Consider the following 18,002-nt stretch of genomic DNA (forward strand, 5'->3'; position numbering starts at 1 on the left):
GGCATAAATATTCCGCTCAGGCATATCGCTCACCAGGGTATGTGCCGGCTGGCCGCCGGCGCGCTTCGGGCGGTCAGCGCCCTCTGTCAGACCAGCCATGGCTGGTGGATGCCGAGCCGACCGCTCCGGGCGGCGGGCGGGAAGGTGCCAGGGTAGGGCCGCACCCTTCGGGGTGACCGACCGAACCGTCACCGTCGCAGGTCAGGCGACCGTCGCGGCGAGCCGGGCGGCCCGTTCCTTGGCCGCCTGCTGCATCGGGCCCTCGCGCCAGTCGCGGGGCAGCGCGGCCAGGGCGAGGCGCAGCGCGCGGACGCCCAGGTCGGCCGAGAGCGCGGTGGTGGGCAGCCCCAGTCCGCCGTACAACCGCAGTGCCCAGGGCGGCAGCAGGCCGAGCGCGGTGCCGGCGATCCCCAGGTACGCCCAGCGGGGCGGCCCGAGGCTGAGGCCCAGCCGGGCCGGCAGGCTCAGCTTCCATGGGATCGGCGGCGCGGTCAGGAACAGGGCGGTCTCGGCCGCCTCCCGAGTCATCCGCAGCTCGGGCCGTACCGATCGGTAGTAGTCGGCGACCTCGCCGGCGCTGCCGGGCACCTCGGTCGGGTCGAGCCCGACCAGCGCGGCGGCGCGCCGCTGCTCGGCGTAGTAGCCGTCCACCTCGGCGTCGGTCAGCGACAGCCCGGCCCGGCGGGCGGTGCTGACGAACGACTCGACCTCGGTGACGTGCACCCAGCGCAGCAGCGCCGGGTCGTCGATCCGGAACTCCTCGCCGGTCCGCGGGTCTGTCGCGCGCATCCGGGCGTGCAGGCCGCGCAGCCGCCGACCGGCCGCCTCCGCCTCGGCGGTGGTGCCGTAGATGACGGTGCCGACGTACGTGGCGGTCCGGATCAGCCGGCCCCACGCGTCGGTGCGGTAGTTGCTGTTCTGCGCCACCCCGGCCATCGCCCGCGGATGCAGCGCCTGGAGGTAGAGGGAGCGCAGGCCGGCGACGATCAGCACCGGCTCGTCGTGCACCTTCCAGGTGACCGATCCCGGACCGAAGAGGCCGATGTCGTCGGAGTCCACCGCCCAAGAGTGCCACGGCCGCTCGGGTGCGACCCCGGTCCTCGGGTCACCCGGTCCACGGCGGTGACCGTCGACGGCGAGCGAGGGTGCCGCGACCCCGGGTCAGGCGTCGGCGGAGCGGCGGGCCTGGCAGGTGGGGCAGAGCCCCCAGAAGGTCACTTCCGCCTCGTCGACCTCGAAGCCGTTCGCGGTGCTCGGGTCGAGGCAGGGGGCGCCACCGACGGCACAGTCGACGTCGGCGATCTCGCCGCAGCCCCGGCACACCACGTGGTGGTGGTTGTCGCCAACGCGGGCCTCGTAACGGGCGGGACTGCCGGCCGGCTCGATCCGGCGGGACAGGCCGGCGCGGGAGAGCGCGCCGAGGACGTCGTACACCGCCTGGGTGGAGACCGAGTCGAGGCGTTCGCGTACCCGGCGGGTGATCTCGTCGACCTCCAGGTGGCCGCCGGCGGCCAGCACGTCCAGGACGGCGAGGCGCGGCCGGGTGACCCGCAGGCCCCTCGACCGGAGCAGCTCCTCACCTCTGGACATGAGGCAATGACAGCACGGGGTCACCGGGTCGACAAGTGAACCCGGCGGCACGTGGCCCCGGCCACAGCTCAACAGCCTTTTCGTGGCCGGTGAACCGGATCGGCTGACACCGCGTGTGTCCGATCGGGGGCGTGCTGCGACGGATGGATCGTCGTACGCTTTCGCGGCCAACCGCAGCCATCGTCGGAGGTGTCGGTGTTCAAGGAGATCAACGGCCTGCCGGGCCACATCCTGGTGATCCACGCGGCGGTGGTGTTCGTCCCGCTGCTGGCACTGCTCGCCTCCGCGTACGGGCTGGTGCCCCGCTGGCGTCCCCGGCTCGCCTGGGCGGTGGCGATTCTCTCCGTGGTGACGCCGGTGATCACCTGGGTGGCCACCGAGTCCGGCGAGGCGTTCGAGGAGTTCCTGAAGGGCAAGAACTACCCGCCCCAGTTGCTGGCCAAGATCGAGGAGCATTCCGAGTACGGCGACACGACGTTCTGGCTCACCCTGGGGCTCGCCGTGGCGGCCCTGGTGCTGCTGGCGCTGACCAGCGACCGGGTCCGTACCCCGCGCCTGCCCTCCTGGGTCAGCTGGCTGCTCAGCGGCGTCATCGTGGTGCTGGGGGTGTTCGCGCTGAGCTACGTCGTGCTGACCGGCGACACGGGTGCCCAGTCGGTCTGGGGCAACACCCTCTGACCGGTCGTCCGCCTCAGAAGAGCGCCCGGGAGCAGAGCAGACAGAGCAGGACCAGCAACACCGTCCCGGCCACCCCGCCGACGGCGTAGGTGACCCGCTGCGCGCGCTGCTCCGCCGCGTCCATGGCCTCCATGTCCTGCGGCGGCAGTGCCCGCGGCGGCGTGGCCTGGAGGTGCACCGGCGGTCGCCAACCGGGCGGCGGCGGGGTGGTCGGCGGCGGACCGGCGTAGCCACCGACGGGCCGCGCAGCCGCCTGCCCCGGGACCGGCGGCGGGGGTACGTCCGTCGGGGCGGCCCACGGTGACGGCGAGGTCGGTGCGGCGGGCGTGCCGGCAGCCGCCACGCCGTTGGTCGTCGCCCTGGTGCCGGTCGCCGGCCCGGAGGGCTGCGACCCCGCTGCCGGGTTGAGGCCGAACGTGGGCTCGCCGAGCGTCGCACCGTCGGTGCCCGGGGTGCTCCGGCCGGTGTCGGGAGTCGTCCGGCCGGTGTCCGGGGCCGTCGGCTGGGCCTGCTCGGGCGGCCGTCGCCAGAACTCGTCCTCGGAGCTGGCACTGCTGGGCGTCGTCACGCCGTCCGACGCTACCAACGCGGGGAGCGCTCGGCCGCCCGACGCGGCGACGGGTCGGTGCCGGTGACAGCGGTGAGGTGGCGGCGACCGGGCCTGGTGTGGCTCGCAGCCGAGCTGCGGGTGGGTGCAGTCCCGGGTCAGGCTCGTCTGGTCGATGAGGCCGGGCGGCGCTCGCCGTCCTGGTCTACGTATGGCCGCCAGGATCGGGCTGGGCTGGGATAGTGTTGCCGCTCGTGAGCATCGAGAATCCGGACGTGCGCGACGACGACCGCGCCGTCGATCTCAGCGAGGATTTCGTGGTGCTGCCCGAGCAGACCGTGGACGACACCGACCACGGCTGGGGTGAGCGCATTGGCGGCAACGACGACTGGCTGCTCGCCGAGCGCCCGCCGCACTGGGGCTGACCCACCCTCCTTCCGTCTGGCTGGCGGGCTCTCCGACAGCGCCCCATGATCAGGTAGCAATTGCGCGGGACGGGCTGGGTCAGCCGCGCACCACGACGGCGAAGCGACTGCCCTCCGGCTGGCCGACGGCACGTTGTGCCTGGTCCGGGCGGAGCGCGAGGTAGAGGGCCGAGGACTCGTCGGCGGCGTCGCCGCCCACCACGTCGAGCACCAGCGCTCCCGAGGCCACCAGTGCGGCCTCCACCGGTGTTCGGCCGGCCGGTACGACCAGCAGGTCGACCCGGGCTCCCGGCCGCAGCACGGCGAGCGCGGCGAGTTCGGCCAGCCGCACCGGTACGCCCACCGACCCGCTCGGCAGCGGCAGTGCGCCCGGCCGGTCGCCTCCGGTCGGCGGTCCCGCCCCCGACCGATCACCTTCGGTCGGCGGTCCCGCCCCCGGCCGACCACCTTCGGTCGGCGGTCCCGCCCCCGGCCGACCACCTTCGGTCGGCGGTCCCGCCCCCGGCACGCCTGAGTTGGACGGCTCCCCGCCCGACAGGTCCCCGGCTGATCCGGTCCCGCCCGCTGATTCGGCCGGTGTGCCTCCGGCGGTCGCGCCGTCAGCCGAGGAGCCCGGTGAAAGAGCCGGGGCGGGACAGCCGCCGGACGAGTCGAGGACGACCACCGCCAGGCCGAGCAGGGCAGCGACCAGCCCGAGGCGCAGCAGCGTGCCGCCGCCCGGGCGGCGGAGCCCACGCACCGGGCGCAGGGAGTCCCTCCCGTCCGGGCCACCACCAGCCATGCCGCCCACCTCCCACCTCGCCGTCGAGCCACCCATCCCGGAACCCAGCGCGTGCCTGCCGTCGAGCCGCCCCGGAACCCAGCGCCTGCCTCGCCGTCAGGCCGCCCCGCATCCCGAGGGCCCACCGCCGGCCCTCGCCTCGCTGTCCGCCGCCGTCGCGGCGCTCGGACAGCACGCTAGGGGACAGGAGCCGACGCAGCAGTGTCGTGTGCACCGGCCTGTGGACAACCGGCAGGGCTGTGGACAACGCCCGAAGCGGTGCTCGACCTGCTACCGAGGTCGGTGTGGTCGGGCGACCGGACTGACCGAGCGAAAGGCCAGCTTCTCGCGTCCCGGGGACCGCGCCACCCAGGAAAGCCGAATCTGGCCCTTCGCCTCGGCCACCGGCCGGCGCCTGATCAAGCGAGGACCGCAGGCGAGGCGAAGGGAGCGCGGACGCCGAAAGCCCCCGCGGCCCGAACAGGGCGGCGGGGGCGGTGGCGTTCGAGATCAGGAGGAGGCGGAGGTGCTGGCCGCGGTCTTGGCCGACCCGCCGTTCGACGAGCCCGACGAGCCGGACGTGCTGCCGCCGTTGGACGAGGTGCCCGACGACCCGCTACCCGACGAGGAGTCGCTGTCCGACTTCGCCGGCTTCGGGGTGGTGCCGCCGGTCTTGCTCTCCGAGCCGGAGGAGCGGGAGTCGGTGCGGTAGAAGCCGGAGCCCTTGAACACGACACCAACCGAGTTGAAGACCTTGCGCAGCCGCCCCTCGCACGTGGGGCACTCGGTCAGCGGCTCGTCGGAGAAGGACTGCACCGCCTCGAGCTGGTGGCCGCACGCGGTGCAGGCGTACTGGTACGTGGGCACGTTCTCCTCCGGATCTGGTACGGCCGGTTGGCACTCGACGGTTTCGAGTGCCAATGGTGCGTCATCGGGCCCGGGTTCGTCCAGCGGACGTGGGGGGATCGACACCGGGCGCGTCGGTCAGCGTACGCAGACCGCCCGACGGGGTGATTACGGCGTGCACCGGGCGGTCGTGCGGCTGGGCGGGCAATGTCTCGACCAGCTCACCGTCGTGCAACAGCGCCACCGTGAGCACTCTTCCCGGCACCCGCGCCAGCGCCCGGTCGTACGAGCCGCCGCCGCGCCCCAGGCGCAGGCCACGGTGGTCCACCGCCAGCGCCGGCACCACCACCAGCTCCGCCTCGCCGATCGCCGCGCGGCCCAGCCGGGGGCCGGCCGGCTCCCGCATGCCGCGTCCGGCCGCCACCAGCGAGTCGGGCCCGTCGTACGCCGCCCAGTCGAGGTCCAGGTCGTCGCGGAGCACCGGCAGCAGCAGCTCGGCCCGGCCGGGCAGCGCCGCTCGCAGGGCCTCCGGCAGCTCCGGGCCGCCCGGCTCGGAGCCCACCGGCACGTACCCGGTCATCCGGCGCGGGCGCAGCCGGCGTACCAGATCCACCAGCTCGGCCCGGATGCGCGCCGCGGCTTCGGCCCGCTGCGGTGCGGTCAGCGCCCGGCGGTGGGCGAGCAGCGCGACCCGCGTCTCGCGTTTGGCCTCATGCGCTCCATCAGGAAATTCGGGCACGCAACACTCCCTTGCGCAAACCGCGTCTTCCGGTTGCTCTGTGTCAGCATCGCAGGAACGGGCGCAGAACTTCCGGGGGGAAGCTTGACGCTACGCGGGCGGTTGACGGCGGCGTTCCTCGCGGTGGTGCTCGGCCCGGTGCTGCTCGGAGCGGTCTTCGTCGGCACCACCCTCGCGGCCGTCGACCGCAGCCGCTCCACCGAACGCCTCGGGCTCGCCGCCTCGACCGTGCGCACCTCGGTGGACGCCCTCTGCCAGCAACTCCGGGCCGCCGCCGACGCGGTGGCGCTGCGTACCGAGCCCGCCGCCCGCGCCGGCGCCGCCACCCAGGTGGTCAGCCGGGGCCTGGCCGGCGCGGTCCTGGTCACCGACGTGGCCGGCACCACGACCTACGCCACCCCCGGCGCGCCCCCGACGCCCTGGCAGGACTGCTCCGGCGACCGGACCGCTGCCGGGCCGGTCCGGGCGCTCAGCGCCCGGGTGGACCTGCGCGACCCGGCCGGCGTCGCGCTCGGCACCGTCGCCGCCGCCCAGGTGGTCGACCCGGCGTTCGTCGCCCGGCTGGCCGCCGCCACCGGCGTCGCGGTCACCCTGCTCGACGGCCCCGCCGCCCCCGACCGGATCACCCACACCACCGAGTCCAACCGGGTACGCGAGGCGGTGCTCGCCGCCGCGAGCACCGTCGACGGCGACCGGGTCACCGAGACCCCCGACGGCAGGTACGTGCGCCGCCTCGGCCCGAGCCCGGGGCAGCCGCTGCCGCTGGTCCTCTCCGTCCCGGGCGAGCAGCCGGCCAAGCTGCCCGCCGTGCTGGTCGGCGCGGTGCTCCTCGCCGCCGTGCTGGCGGTGCTGGCCGCCTGGCGGCTGGCCCGGGTGACCACCCGGCCGCTGGTCGAGCTGGCCGGCGCGGTGGACCGGGTGGCCCGCGGCGACCTGACCGCGCGGGTGCCGGTGCGCAGTCGGGACGAGATCGGCCGGCTGGCCGGGGCGTTCAACCGGATGACCCGGGAGACGGCCAGCTACGTGGCGGCGCTGACCAGCAGTCGGGACCAGTTGCGGGGGCACCTGGCGGTGCTCGGCGACACCCTGGCCAGCACCCACGACCTGCAACGCATTCTGCGGGTGATCCTGCACAGCGCGCTCGGGGCGACCGGGGCGCGGGCCGGGGCGGTGCTGCTGCTCGACCCGGACGGCGTGCTGGTGGGACAGTGCGCCGAAGGGTTGGACGGCCGGGTGCCGGACGCCGAGCCGCTGCGGGTGCCGATCGGGGCCGGGGTGATCGGCGCGGTCGCCGCCACCGGGGAGCCGCAGCGCGGCCGGGTCGAGCCGGCCGAGGCGCCGGCGGGGGAGCCGCGCTGTGAGACGTACGTGGCGGTGCCCTTCGCCGCGCCCGGCGGCGCCGAACCGGCGGGCCGGGAGCCGGCGGTCGGGGTGCTGGCCCTCTACGACCGGCTGGGCGGCGAAGAGTTCGACGACGACGACCTGGCCACCCTGCGCACCTTCGCCGGCCACGCGGCGGTCGCGGTGGAGAACGTCCGGGTGCACGAGGAGGCGCAACGGCTCTCGCTGACCGACCCGCTGACCGGGCTCTGGAACTACCGCTACCTGCGCGAGTCGCTGCGCCGCGAGGTGGAGCGGGCCAGCCGGTTCGGACGGATGCTCAGCATCCTCGCCCTGGACGTGGACCGGTTCAAGCGGGTCAACGACACGTACGGGCACACCGCCGGCGACGTCGTGCTGGCCGAGTTCGCCCGCCGGGTACGCGGGGAGATCCGCGAGGTCGACCTGGCGTTCCGGCAGGGCGGCGAGGAGTTCGTGGTGCTGCTGCCGGAGACCGACGCCCGGGGCGCGGCGATCGTCGCCGAGCGGTTGGGCGCGGCCGTGCGGGACACCCCGATCGTGGTGGACGAGCACGTGGCGATCACGGTGACCGTCTCCATCGGCATCGCCGTCTACCCCGACCACGCCAGCACCGGCCAGCAGGTGCTCGACGCCGCCGACGAGGCGTTGTACGCGGCCAAGGCCGCCGGGCGGGACGGATACCGGGTGACCGGGCTGCGCCCCGACGCGGTGACCGAGGAGATCCCGGTGCCGGCCGGCGCGGTCAGCCCGGACGACGAGCTGCCGCGCGCCGGGCCGGCGACCACCAGGGCGGCGGAGGGTTCGAGCCGGCCGGCCGCCGCAGTCCCGGCACCCGCTCCGGGTGTGACACAGCCGGCTACGGGCGGCGCGTCTTCCGGTCCTCACCCGCCGCGGCAGAGCCGTGGCCGATAGTCTCGCGACATGTCGGAGCACTCAGCGAACCCCTCGACGGCCGCCGCGACCGGTCGTCCCCGTGCAGTCAAGGCCGTCATCCCGGCCGCCGGCCTGGCCACCCGGTTCCTGCCGGCGACGAAGGCGGTGCCCAAGGAACTGCTGCCGGTCGTCGACCGTCCGGTCCTGCAGTACATCGTCGAGGAGGCCGCCCAGGCCGGGCTCACCGACGTACTGCTGATCACCGGGCGCAACAAGACGGCCATGGTGGACCACTTCGACCGCCGGCCCGACCTGGAGGAACGGCTCGCGAAGAAGCCGGAGCTGCTGGCCGCCGTGCAGCGCACCACGGAACTGGCCGAGATCCACACCCGCCGCCAGCCGGAGCAGCTCGGCCTCGGCCACGCCGTCGGGTACGCCGCGTCGCACGTCGGCGACGAGCCCTTCGCGGTGCTGCTCGGCGACGAGTTCGTCAAGCTCGACCAGCCGCTGCTGCCGGCCATGCTGGAACTCCAGGCGCGCACCGGCGGTGTGGTGCTGGCCTTCTTCGAGGTGGACCCGGCCGAGACCAGCCGGTACGGCATCGCCTCGGTCGAGCCGGCCGAGTCGGAGCTGACCGACATCGGCGAGGTGGTCAAGGTGACCGGCATGGTGGAGAAGCCGAAGCCGGAGGACGCGCCGAGCAACCTCGCCGTCCTCGGCCGGTACGTGCTGCCGGGCCGGATCTTCGACGCGATCCGTCGCACCGAGCCGGGCAGCGGTGGCGAGATCCAGCTGACCGACGCGATGGAACTGCTGCGCAACGAGGGTGTGCCGGTGCACGCCATCGTCTACCGGGGCACCCGCTACGACACCGGCATGCCGCTGGGCTACCTCCAGACGGTGGTGCAGATCGCCGTCGAGCGCGACGACATCGGCGGTGAGTTCCGCAAGTGGCTGGCCGAGTTCGTCAACTCCGACGCGTCGGGCGGTCCTAATACATGACAGCGACGGCCGACGCCGAGGCGGCCGCGAACGAGTTGACGCCGCTCGCCGACTACCTGGGCAGTGTGCTGCGCAGGTTGCGCGCGCTGCCTCCGCTCGACCTCGACCTCACCCAGGCGTACGGCAACGTCCTCGCCGAGGACGTCGTCGCGCCGCACTCGTTCCCCGCCTTCGACCAGGCGGCGGTGGACGGGTACGCGGCCCGCTGGGAGGACCTCGTCGGCTACGGCCCGGCCCCCTCCGGGGGGTCGGGCGGCCGTACCGTGCGGTTGAACGTGGTCGGCGACCTGGGCGCGGCGAGCTGGCGACCGGTCCGGCTCACCCCGGGCTCGTGCTTCTCGGTCGCCGCCGGGGCGCCGCTGCCGGTGGCCGCGGACGTGGTCGTCCCCGTCGAGTGGACCGACCAGGGCATGGCCGCGGTGGAGATCTTCCGGACCCCCAAGCGCGGGTACGGCGTCCGTCGCGCCGGTGAGGAACTACCCGCCGGCACCCTGCTCGCCCGCGCCGGCACGTACGTCTCGCCGGCGCTGGTCGCCGTCCTCGCCGCCACCGGGATCGGGCACGTGGTGGTCCGGCCCAGCCCGCGGGTGGTCATCGTGGCCACCGGCGACGAACTCGTCGACGTCGGCCGGGGCAGCCAGCCCGGCCAGGTGGTGGACGCCAACTCGCACGCGCTGACCGCCGCCGCGGCCGAGGTGGGCGCGCTGGCGTACCGGGTCGGCATCTGCGACGACGACCCGGAGGGGCTGCGCGGCCTGCTGGAGGACCAGACCCTGCGGGCCGACCTGATCATCACCACTGGCGGCACCGGCACCGGCCCGGGCGACATGGTCCGGCGCATCCTGTCCAGGAGGGAGGGTGGTCGGGCCGGCCCGGTCACCTTCACCGAGGTGGCGCTCTATCCCGGCACCGCGCTCGGATTCGGCACCGTCGGCGCCGAGGAGGTACCGGTGGTGTGTCTTCCCGGTGAGCCCGGCTCGGCGCTGATCGGCTTCGAGGTGCTGGCCCGCCCCGCCATCAACCTGCTGGCCGGGGCGGAGCCGGTGTTCCGGCCGAGCGTCCGCGCGCACCTGCTGGAGACGATCACCTCCCCGGGCGGGCTGCGCGAGTTCCGCCCCGCGCACGTCGCCGAGCGGCGCGGCGGGGGATACACGGTCCAGCCGCTGCCGGGTGGGCCGTTCACCCTGTCCGGGCTGGCCGAGGCGAACGGGCTGATGGTGCTCGGCGAGCGGGTGACCACCGCCGCCGCCGGCTCCACCGTGGACGTACTCCTGCTGGACCGGCGCCGGTGAGTCTGTTCGGCTTCGGGCGGGCACCGGGCTGGCCGGTGGTGTTGACCGACGGGCCGGTGGTGCTGCGGCCGTACCGGCGTTCGGACGCGGCCGCCTGGTCGGCGGTGCGCCGCGCCAACCAGGCCTGGCTGGCGCCGTGGGAGTCGCACCTGCCGGGCACCTGGGACGAGACCAACTCGCCGACCGCGTTTCGCTACGTCCACAAGGACCAGCGACGCTCGGCGCGGACCGGTGAGGGGATGCCGTTCGCGGTCTGCCTTCGTCAGGACGGCCGGCACCGGCTGGTCGGGCACCTCAACGTGGGCAGCATCGTCCGGCGGGCGTTCTGCTCCGGGTACGTCGGGTACTGGGTGGATTCCGCAGTGGCCGGTCGCGGGGTGATCCCGACCGCGATGGCGCTCGCCGTGGACCACGCCTTCGGGCCGGGCGGGCTGCACCGGGTCGAGGTGAACATCCGGCCGGAGAACCGGCCGTCCCGCCGGGTGGTGGAGAAGCTGGGCTTCCGCGAAGAGGCGTACCACGTACGCTACATGCACATCGACGGGGCGTGGCGCGACCACATCGGATACGCGATGACCAGCGAGGAGGTGGCCGCCGAAGGCGGGCTGCTGGCCCGCTGGCACCGGATCCGTGATCGCAAGGGGTGAGCCGTCCCACGGACGGGATCGGCGCGGCGCGCCGGCATCAGGGTCGAACGCCCGTAACCTCAAGTAACTGCAAGCTGTGGCAAGCGCTGCCCGCCCGTACGATCTGCGCCGTGGACGACCATCCGGGGAAGATCCTGCGGTGGCCCGGCGATTGCCCCGAATTCGGTGACGGGAGGGGTGAGGGTGCCGACCTCGGTGCTCCTCGCCGTCCTCGCCGCCGCCGGCCTGCTCGCCCTCGCGCCGGCGCTGGTCCGCCGGTACGACGCCACCGAGCGGCTGGTGGCGGAGCGGGCGCAGTCGACGGCGCGGGTGCTCCAGCGCCGTCGGCGACGCCGTACTGTCCCGGGACGGCGGCCGGTCAACCCGTCCCGCGCCCTCGTCGTCACGCTGAGTGACGATGCGAACACGGGCGGCCTGAGTGCCCCGGTCTCCGCGCCCCCGGCGGCGGGCCGCCGCTCGGGCCGGCTGCGCGCCGTGCCGCCCGCCGCGCGCAAGGCCCGCCGCCGCCCCCCGCCCCGGCGCCGCCACACCCCGGCCGTGTACCGGCGTCGCCGGGTGCTCGCCGCGCTGCTGCTGCTCAACTTCGTCGAGCTGATCGGCGTGATCGTGGTCAGCCCCGGCTTCTGGATCAGCATCTCGGTCACCGGGACGCTGCTGGTGGCGTACGTCGTACACCTGCGCAAGCGGGCGGTGGCGGAGCGCCGACGGAGGCGGATCCAGGCCCGGGAGGCGGCGTGGCTGGCCGCCCGGCAGGCCGAGGTGCGGCGGGAGCAGGCCCGCCGGGCGGCGGCCCGCCGGGAGGCGCAGCGCCGCCTGGCGGCCCAGCGCGAGGCGGTACGCCGCACCGCGATGGGCCTGGACCGGTCGGGCGACCTGCCGGCCGCGGCCAGCGGGGGCGGCTCCGTCTCCTACCGCCGGGCCGGTGGACTGCGGGGACGGCCGTACCAGTCCGGCCGCGGCTCCTCCCACCCCGCCTGACCGGCGTTGTTCCTCGCCGCGTTGTTCCTCGCCGCGTTGTTCCTCGCGTCCGTTGTTCCTTGCGCCGTTTGCGGCGTGTCGGGGTGTTCGGTGGCTCGGACACCGCGACATGCCGCATCCCGAGTCGATCTTCGGACGGAGCCCGTCGGTGCGCCGGGGGTGGATTCGCGGCGGGGAGGGTGGACCTGTTAGCCTTGTCGCCGGCCCGCCTGGTGAAAGCCAGGTGGGACCGAAGCCGGTTCGCCGGCGGAGGGGTTGTGGCGCAGTCCGGTAGCGCACCTCGTTCGCATCGAGGGGGTCAGGGGTTCGAATCCCCTCAACTCCACCCAGTTCAAAGGCCGTTTCCCGTCCTGGGAGACGGCCTTTTTCGATCTTGTGCAGCAGTGACGTGCAGCAGCCTGGACTGGGCCCTTACGGCTCGGCTCCGATGTCGTACCGGTCAATAGGATCTTGCCCATGGAGCGTCCAGTGCGGCAGGCATACCTTGGCATGATCTCCAGGCAAGTCGCGCCGGTGCTTCGGGGACACGGGTTCAAACGGTCGGGAGGTACCTTCCGCCGGATTTCCGCTGCCGGCCACGCGGCGGTGATCGAGTTTCAGGGTTCGAGGGCCGGCGGAGGGGACTTTTCCCTCTTCTACGTCAACCTCGGCGTCGCCACGGCTTCCTGGCTGGATTGGCGTCAGGAGCGGTTCGGTGGAGACCACCGTGGCCGGCCTACGGCATCCGACGGTCAGTGGTGGACGCGACTCGGGGCAGCCTCGCGCCATTACGCGGAGCCCTTCGGCTGTTGGGTGATCGGGTCGGTGACAGATGCTCCCGACTGCGGGGTGACCCTAGGCCGGGAGTTGACTGAGCGAGTCATGCCGACCTTCGATGCCTGGCTCGCGCACTACGTCCAACTTGACGAGGCTCTTGCCGACGGGCGCGAAAGTGACCTACTGGTGCTCTTCGCCGCCCAACCGGCCGGGTCGGTCGATGGCATCCAAAACTTCAGTCGTCCTAGTCACCCGTACGTGGAGTGGATGGGCTCCCGGCAATGACTGCGTTCGTGCCACAGCGTTCCCAACGTCTAGCTTCGTAGCTGCTGGCCGAGGCGCTTGAGCGCCTTCTCGGTGGCCTCTGCAGCGACCTCGCTGCAGATGTTCATGATCACGGCGATTTGGCTGTGCCGAAGGATCTGCATGGTCACCCGGGGGTGGACGTCGAGGGCCACCAGCAGGGAGGCGCATGTCCGCCGGGTGGTGTGCACGGAGATCTCCCGCGCGCCCGCAGTACGGCTGATCTTGATGTGCCAGACTGCCGCTAGCATCGTCGGCATGGCAACGCGGCTTGTTCAAGTCAACATGAAGGCTCGGGACGACTCCGCGCTGGGCGGTTTCTGGGCGGAGGCGCTCGGCTGGGGAGTCTCCAGCGAGGGACCCGGCGTGACCAACCTCGAACCCGAGGGCTTCGTCTACCCCGACCCCGTCGCCGTCTGCCTAGACCTCATCGTCTCCCCGGAACCCAAGACGGTGAAGAACCGCGTGCACGTCGACCTCGCCACCACCTCGGCGGCCCATCAGGCGGAGGTGGTCACGCGCCTGAAGGATCTCGGCGCAACACCCGCCGACGTGGGCCAGGGCGACGTCCCATGGACGGTCATGGCCGACCCAGAGGGCAACGAGTTCTGCGTGCTGGACCCCCGACCGCTCTATCGAGACACCGGACCGATCGCCGCGGTAGTGGTCGACTGCGCGGATCCGCGAGCCATGGCCCGCTTTTGGGGCAAGGCCATGGACTGGACCCTGCACGAGGTGACCGACCACAAGGCGGTACTGCGCTCCGCCAAGGGCGTCGGCCCATATCTGCAGTTCCTCCGCACACCCGACGTGAAGACGGTGTGGAACCGCGTCCATCTCGACGTCCGCCCATACCCAGGTGACGACCTGGAGGCCGAGGCGGCCAGACTGCGGACGCTCGGCGCCACCGCCATCGAGCTGGACCACGATGTCCGGTGGACGGTCCTAGCCGACCCGGAAGGTAACGAGTTCTGCCTCCTTGCCCCAGGCTGACCCAAACCCTCTTCATCCGCTCACTACGGCCACGAGCCCCGATTTTGCGACGCACCCTGGCCGGCATTGGCTACGAGTAACTCGGCACGTCCGGATCTGCTGGGATCAGCGCGCTGAGGTTGGCGCGGATCAGTTGGCGCACCGTGTCGCGCGTCAGTCGACGGAGGACAGGCTGGCTGCCGGCCGTGTCGGGCTCCACTTGATGCGTGACACATTGGTTCCACTTGACGCGTTACGGGTTTCCGCGCGATGGGCTGCCGTTGTTACATCGAGTTACTACTCAGCCGGACGCCGGGCGGACTCGACGGCCCGTCAGAGGCGCGCGGTCAGCGGCAGATCCGGGCGTCTGCGCGTCCCCTTTGGCTGGAGCGAGCTTGTCCTATCCCTGTGCTCTAATCCCGTCATGCATGTCGTCGTCACAGGCGCACTCGTTGAAAACGGCGCGGTCCTGCTAGTACACCGCAGCCCGACCCGCCGGGCATACCCAGATCTCTGGGATCTGCCCGGGGGGCATGTCGAAGCGGGTGAGTCGGAACTACAAGCCCTCGCGCGTGAGATGCGCGAGGAGCTCGGTGTTCACATTGTGGCGGAGTCCTCTTCACGGTTGGGCGACTGGCATGCCGGCAGTGGTGAGGACGCCGTTCACGTGGGCGTCTGGCAAATTGGAGACTGGGTTGGCTCTCCGACCAACCGTGCACCTGATGAGCATGACGACATCGCATGGGTCGGGATCAGCGAGCTGGGCGGCCTTCCCCTCCTGTTCGGCGACTTGGCGGCATTGCTTCGTTCACTGCCTGAGCCTGACCGGCTGCCTCATCGCGACGAAGCACGGACAGCCGCATCGCCGAGCGGTCCGGAGATCCATCGCTGCTCATCGCCAGAAGCGGATGCGCCAGCCTCTCCGGCCGCCCGCGACAGCGGGTAGCCAACGAGCCAGGGCATCGTGTCACGCATCAAGTGAAGCCACGACGTAACGCATCAAGCGGAGTACGACAGCCGGCTGCCGGCTGGTGTGGGAGAAGTTTCTGTACGTCTGTCAAGGCGGCCCGCAACGGGCCGCCGCCAGGGCGCGCGCCGGCCGCTGCCGCTGTCGCTCCGCGGCCGTCACCCCTGATGCCCGGCGACTGGCGCGGACAGCGGGAAGCCCAGAGGGCCGCCACTGAACGACTGACCCGTTGAAGGGTGATGTGGTGGGCCGGCAGCCGGCCGGGCTGCGCGGCCAGGACTCGCGCGGCGTAGGGGAGAACACGGCGGCCGCGTCGGCGAGCTGGCGGCGGTCGCGGGGTCGCGGTTGGTGCGCCTCCGGCGGAAGCGCTCCGGCTCCAGGATGGCCGACTCGCCGTACAAGGAGCCGCCCCGGCCTGGCTTGTGCCGCGACGCTTGGCGGGCGTTCCCGCATCGCGGTGACGGACAGGCCGGGTCCTACCGGACGTCATCCCAAGCCATCGAGCTCATCCTCCAGCCGTCGGGCGTCCGGACGAACTGGGTGGTCTTGTGGCCGGAGCCCTCGAACCACTCGCCGTTGAGGACACCGGACTTGCGGTAGTGGCTGAACCTGTGCGCGACCGACCCGAAGATCTCGGTCCGCTCGGCGATCTCCCACTCGGAGAACTCAGTCAGCGTCCCGTCGGTGAGGATCTTCTCCCGAGGCGCGATGAACGCGTCGAGGTCGTAGATCACGGGCACTGCCCCGACGTTGTTGATGATCGTTCCTTGTGGGATGAACACCTCATGGATAGCGCCGAGGTTCGGCCGGCTGCCGCCGGTGTTGGTGAACGCGCCGAGGAAGGCGCGCATCAGCTGGTCGAGCTCGGCCTTGACGTCCGCACCCCCTCCAGGGTGGGTGGATTCAGGCCATTCGGTGGCGAGCACGGACCAGACCTGCTTGTCGCGCCGAAGCCCGTCGGCGCCCGGATTGTATTGCCGCAGCGTGCCGTCGAGGCCCATACCAAGCCTCTTGGCCACGTTGATGCTGCGGGTGTTGTCCGGCAGGGTGCACCACTGAGCGCGGGCCAGGCCGCGTGTGTGGAAGGCCCAGTCGATCATCATCCGGACCACCTGGGTGATCAGCCCCTGTCCCTCCGCGGCGGGCTCGAGCCAGCAGCCGATCTCGCACCCCCCGAGGGCGGTGTCGAAGCTGACGAACATAGTGCCGCCGACCAGGGTGTCGTCGAGCCAGATGCCGTAGAGGCGCTGCCGGTCGGCGGCCTGGCCGTCGGCGTAGCGCTGGAGCACCGCGCGCGCGGCGTCGAGGTCGGAGGCGACGAAGCTCGCGCCCACCCAGGGTGCGATGTGTGTGCGGGCGCGGTCCAGGTGGGCCAGGAACTCCTCGGCGTGGTGCGGCTCGAGCGCCCGCAGCTCGGCATTGGCGCGCAGCGCGGTGGCGAACACGGAATCTCCATTCACATAACAGATGTTGCGTGAATGTATCCTGTCGGCATGCCACGCCACAAGGGAGACCACGACGCCCGCCGCCGCGACGTGTCCGGCGCCGTGTGGCGGGTGCTGGCCGCGCACGGGTTCGGCGGCCTGACGCTGAGGGCGGTCGCCACTGAGATGGGCGCGACTACCGGCCTGCTCACGCACTACTTTCCGAACAAGAAGGACCTGGTCGCGCATGCGTTGACGTTGCTGGACGAGCACCGTGCGGCACGGCCGAGGCGCATCGCACCCGAGCCCGAAGGGCTCGCCGCATTACGGGCGATACTGATGGACATCCTTCCGTTGACGCCGCAGGCTGCCGCGGACAATCGGATCTGGGTCAGTTCGTGGGACGCCTCGCTGGCTGACCCGGACCTCGCGGTCGGGCACGCGGCCCGCTATGCGCGCTCGCGCGACCGGATCCGCCACCATGTGGAGGCGGCGCAACGCCTCGGGGAGCTGCCACCGCATGATCCGGACGACATCGCGGCGGCTGTCCAGTCTTTCGCGCTCGGCCTCATCGTGCAGGCGCTGTTCGACGCGGAGGAGTTCCCGCCCGAGCGGCAGATCCGCCTCCTGGACGGCTACCTGGCAACGCTCGCCACCACAGCCCCGCCCGCTGCGCGCTGATCTGTGAGCGGGTATAGCCGAACTCAAGTGAACTAGTCCAAGGCTCGCCGATCAGGTCGCGCTTGAGGTCCAGTCGGCGGTGAGCGTGGCGGCACCCGGTGGAATCCTGGCAACCCCGTTCGGATTCGCGCCGGGTGACCAACTGGGTGACGATCGGTGCGAACAACGACGGACGACCTTGGACGACGGTGGCCTGCTACATCCGTCATCCCTGGTGACACGACGCCGGCGGCGTAGGACGTCACGCCGACTATCCACAGCAGAATCAGGATCGGGTTCCACTCAACGCTCCCACGCCAGCGCCGCGAAGTCTGGTGCGTAGTAGAAGCATTGCCACCACGACGGTGACAACCGCTGGACAGAAACCGACGAACGCCAGGGTGAAAACCACTCTCCAACGTTGTCGTTTCCTACCGGCCCCACCCGAGTCTCCGCAGCAACAAGGCGTGGGGAAGCACGTTTCCGACCTCGTACCACAGCGAGGTGCAGCAAGAAACCGGCAGCGCCGTCGGTACCTGCGTGGGTAGGGTCCGCCGGTGATCATCTCTCAGTACGCGTACTTCGCGCTGAGTTCGAACCGGGTTTCCGCCGCCGAGATCACCGCGAGACTCGGCATCGAACCGGACGAGATTGTCGTTCGTGGCAGCCGCCGGGCCAGCCCGGTGCGGCCCGCCAGCCACCGGTGGAAGATCACGTGTCGCAAGCCCGGGCTGACCGTCGACGAACAGATCAACCGGATCGTGGATCGGCTCTTCGGTCACGCGGAGCGCATCGGTGAACTGGCCGTCGAACTGGACCACATCGATGGAGCGCCGGGCGCGAGCATGCTGCAGGTCGTCCGGGTGTTCGAGCATCCGGATGGCGAGGAAGAAGACCTGACCAGCCCCGTCGAAGGCCTGCAGAAGCTCCCTGGTCAGCACCAGTTGCTGGGCTGGCACATCGAAGCTCGGGTGTTGGAGTTTCTTCGACTGACGAGAGCAGAGCTCGACGTGGACGAGTACGGCTACGGGTAGGGCTGGCTCCGGTTTGACCGAACTACTCGCCGAGGCGCTTGAATGCTGATCACCACGACGGGGAAGGACCGGCTGCGGGGGGCCCCCGGCCCCCCCCCCCCGGGGCCCGCCGGGCCCCCCCGGACCGGGGGAGCGGGGGGGTCCCCA

At 72.1% G+C, this 18,002-nt stretch carries 19 protein-coding genes, 1 tRNA gene and 1 pseudogene; 13 read left to right on the plus strand and 8 right to left on the minus strand.

Translation table 11 applies throughout. From position 1 onward, the window contains the following. Positions 1–201: 201 nt before the first annotated feature. Positions 202–1,059 (minus strand): oxygenase MpaB family protein, encoded by an 858-nt coding sequence (locus M2302_RS19250; RefSeq protein ID WP_280839228.1) that lies wholly within the window; start codon positions 1,057–1,059, stop codon positions 202–204. 102 nt (positions 1,060–1,161) lie between these two features. Next, positions 1,162–1,590 carry a Fur family transcriptional regulator gene (locus tag M2302_RS19255; RefSeq protein WP_280839229.1) on the minus strand — a complete coding sequence of 143 codons (429 nt, stop codon included), beginning with the start codon at positions 1,588–1,590 and terminating at the stop codon, positions 1,162–1,164. 195 nt (positions 1,591–1,785) lie between these two features. On the opposite strand from M2302_RS19255, the gene M2302_RS19260 reads away from it, so the two are divergent. Further along, positions 1,786–2,268, plus strand: a complete 483-nt coding sequence (locus tag M2302_RS19260) for a DUF2231 domain-containing protein (protein WP_280839230.1) — start codon at positions 1,786–1,788, stop codon at positions 2,266–2,268. A gap of 13 nt (positions 2,269–2,281) precedes the next feature. On the opposite strand, the gene M2302_RS33150 is transcribed toward M2302_RS19260, so the two are convergent. Beyond that, complete coding sequence (locus tag M2302_RS33150; RefSeq protein WP_348529433.1) at positions 2,282–2,836, minus strand: hypothetical protein; 555 nt, start codon at positions 2,834–2,836, stop codon at positions 2,282–2,284. Positions 2,837–3,069: 233 nt separating this feature from the next. Here M2302_RS33150 and M2302_RS19270 point away from each other — a divergent pair, with 233 nt between their 5' ends. After that, complete coding sequence (locus M2302_RS19270; protein ID WP_280839256.1) at positions 3,070–3,240, plus strand: hypothetical protein; 171 nt, start codon at positions 3,070–3,072, stop codon at positions 3,238–3,240. Between the two features lie 79 nt (positions 3,241–3,319). Here M2302_RS19270 and M2302_RS19275 read toward each other — a convergent pair whose 3' ends face one another. The 3 genes from M2302_RS19275 to M2302_RS19285 all read right to left on the minus strand — a co-directional run bounded on the left by M2302_RS19275 (position 3,320) and on the right by M2302_RS19285 (position 5,585). After that, entirely contained in the window at positions 3,320–3,583 is a 264-nt protein-coding gene (locus M2302_RS19275; RefSeq protein WP_280839231.1) for a hypothetical protein, read from the minus strand. Between the two features lie 927 nt (positions 3,584–4,510). Next, positions 4,511–4,867 (minus strand): FmdB family zinc ribbon protein, encoded by a 357-nt coding sequence (locus tag M2302_RS19280; protein WP_280839232.1) that lies wholly within the window; start codon positions 4,865–4,867, stop codon positions 4,511–4,513. A 61-nt stretch (positions 4,868–4,928) separates the two neighbouring features. Next, on the minus strand, positions 4,929–5,585 hold the full coding sequence (locus tag M2302_RS19285) for a 5-formyltetrahydrofolate cyclo-ligase (protein WP_280839233.1): 657 nt from the start codon (positions 5,583–5,585) through the stop codon (positions 4,929–4,931). Between the two features lie 84 nt (positions 5,586–5,669). Between M2302_RS19285 and M2302_RS19290 the strand changes: the two genes are divergently transcribed. From M2302_RS19290 to M2302_RS19320, 7 genes are all read left to right on the plus strand, one after another. Continuing rightward, positions 5,670–7,859, plus strand: a complete 2,190-nt coding sequence (locus M2302_RS19290; protein WP_280839234.1) for a diguanylate cyclase — start codon at positions 5,670–5,672, stop codon at positions 7,857–7,859. A 9-nt stretch (positions 7,860–7,868) separates the two neighbouring features. Continuing rightward, the gene (locus M2302_RS19295; RefSeq protein ID WP_179802988.1) at positions 7,869–8,822 is read left to right on the plus strand and encodes a UTP--glucose-1-phosphate uridylyltransferase; all 954 of its coding nucleotides are present in this window, start codon (positions 7,869–7,871) and stop codon (positions 8,820–8,822) included. Next, the gene (gene glp / locus M2302_RS19300) at positions 8,819–10,114 is read left to right on the plus strand and encodes a gephyrin-like molybdotransferase Glp (RefSeq protein ID WP_154939801.1); all 1,296 of its coding nucleotides are present in this window, start codon (positions 8,819–8,821) and stop codon (positions 10,112–10,114) included. The genes M2302_RS19295 and glp overlap by 4 nt, the downstream gene beginning before the upstream one ends. Then, positions 10,111–10,761, plus strand: a complete 651-nt coding sequence (locus M2302_RS19305; protein WP_280839235.1) for a GNAT family protein — start codon at positions 10,111–10,113, stop codon at positions 10,759–10,761. The genes glp and M2302_RS19305 overlap by 4 nt, the downstream gene beginning before the upstream one ends. 177 nt (positions 10,762–10,938) lie before the next feature. Next, positions 10,939–11,739, plus strand: a complete 801-nt coding sequence (locus M2302_RS19310; RefSeq protein WP_280839236.1) for a hypothetical protein — start codon at positions 10,939–10,941, stop codon at positions 11,737–11,739. A 251-nt stretch (positions 11,740–11,990) separates the two neighbouring features. Continuing rightward, a tRNA-Ala gene (locus M2302_RS19315) sits at positions 11,991–12,064 on the plus strand. 131 nt (positions 12,065–12,195) lie between these two features. Further along, entirely contained in the window at positions 12,196–12,780 is a 585-nt protein-coding gene (locus M2302_RS19320) for a DUF4304 domain-containing protein (RefSeq protein ID WP_280839237.1), read from the plus strand. 29 nt (positions 12,781–12,809) lie between these two features. On the opposite strand, the gene M2302_RS19325 is transcribed toward M2302_RS19320, so the two are convergent. Beyond that, positions 12,810–13,049 carry a hypothetical protein gene (locus tag M2302_RS19325; RefSeq protein ID WP_280839238.1) on the minus strand — a complete coding sequence of 80 codons (240 nt, stop codon included), beginning with the start codon at positions 13,047–13,049 and terminating at the stop codon, positions 12,810–12,812. A gap of 7 nt (positions 13,050–13,056) precedes the next feature. Between M2302_RS19325 and M2302_RS19330 the strand changes: the two genes are divergently transcribed. Continuing rightward, positions 13,057–13,791 carry a VOC family protein gene (locus M2302_RS19330; protein ID WP_280839239.1) on the plus strand — a complete coding sequence of 245 codons (735 nt, stop codon included), beginning with the start codon at positions 13,057–13,059 and terminating at the stop codon, positions 13,789–13,791. A gap of 403 nt (positions 13,792–14,194) precedes the next feature. Beyond that, entirely contained in the window at positions 14,195–14,716 is a 522-nt protein-coding gene (locus M2302_RS19335; protein WP_280839240.1) for an NUDIX domain-containing protein, read from the plus strand. 1,007 nt (positions 14,717–15,723) lie between these two features. Here the strand turns inward: M2302_RS19335 and M2302_RS19340 are convergent. Continuing rightward, a pseudogene (locus M2302_RS19340) lies at positions 15,724–16,182 on the minus strand (GNAT family N-acetyltransferase); the annotation flags it as partial. 48 nt (positions 16,183–16,230) lie between these two features. Here M2302_RS19340 and M2302_RS19345 point away from each other — a divergent pair. After that, positions 16,231–16,842, plus strand: a complete 612-nt coding sequence (locus M2302_RS19345) for a TetR/AcrR family transcriptional regulator (RefSeq protein ID WP_280839241.1) — start codon at positions 16,231–16,233, stop codon at positions 16,840–16,842. Positions 16,843–17,378: 536 nt separating this feature from the next. Beyond that, the gene (locus M2302_RS19350; RefSeq protein WP_280839242.1) at positions 17,379–17,855 is read left to right on the plus strand and encodes a DUF4279 domain-containing protein; all 477 of its coding nucleotides are present in this window, start codon (positions 17,379–17,381) and stop codon (positions 17,853–17,855) included. Positions 17,856–18,002 lie beyond the last annotated feature (147 nt).

Origin of the sequence: Micromonospora sp. A200 (assembly GCF_029893845.1) — a bacterium.
In the GTDB taxonomy this organism is placed as follows: Bacteria; Actinomycetota; Actinomycetes; order Mycobacteriales; family Micromonosporaceae; genus Micromonospora; species Micromonospora purpureochromogenes.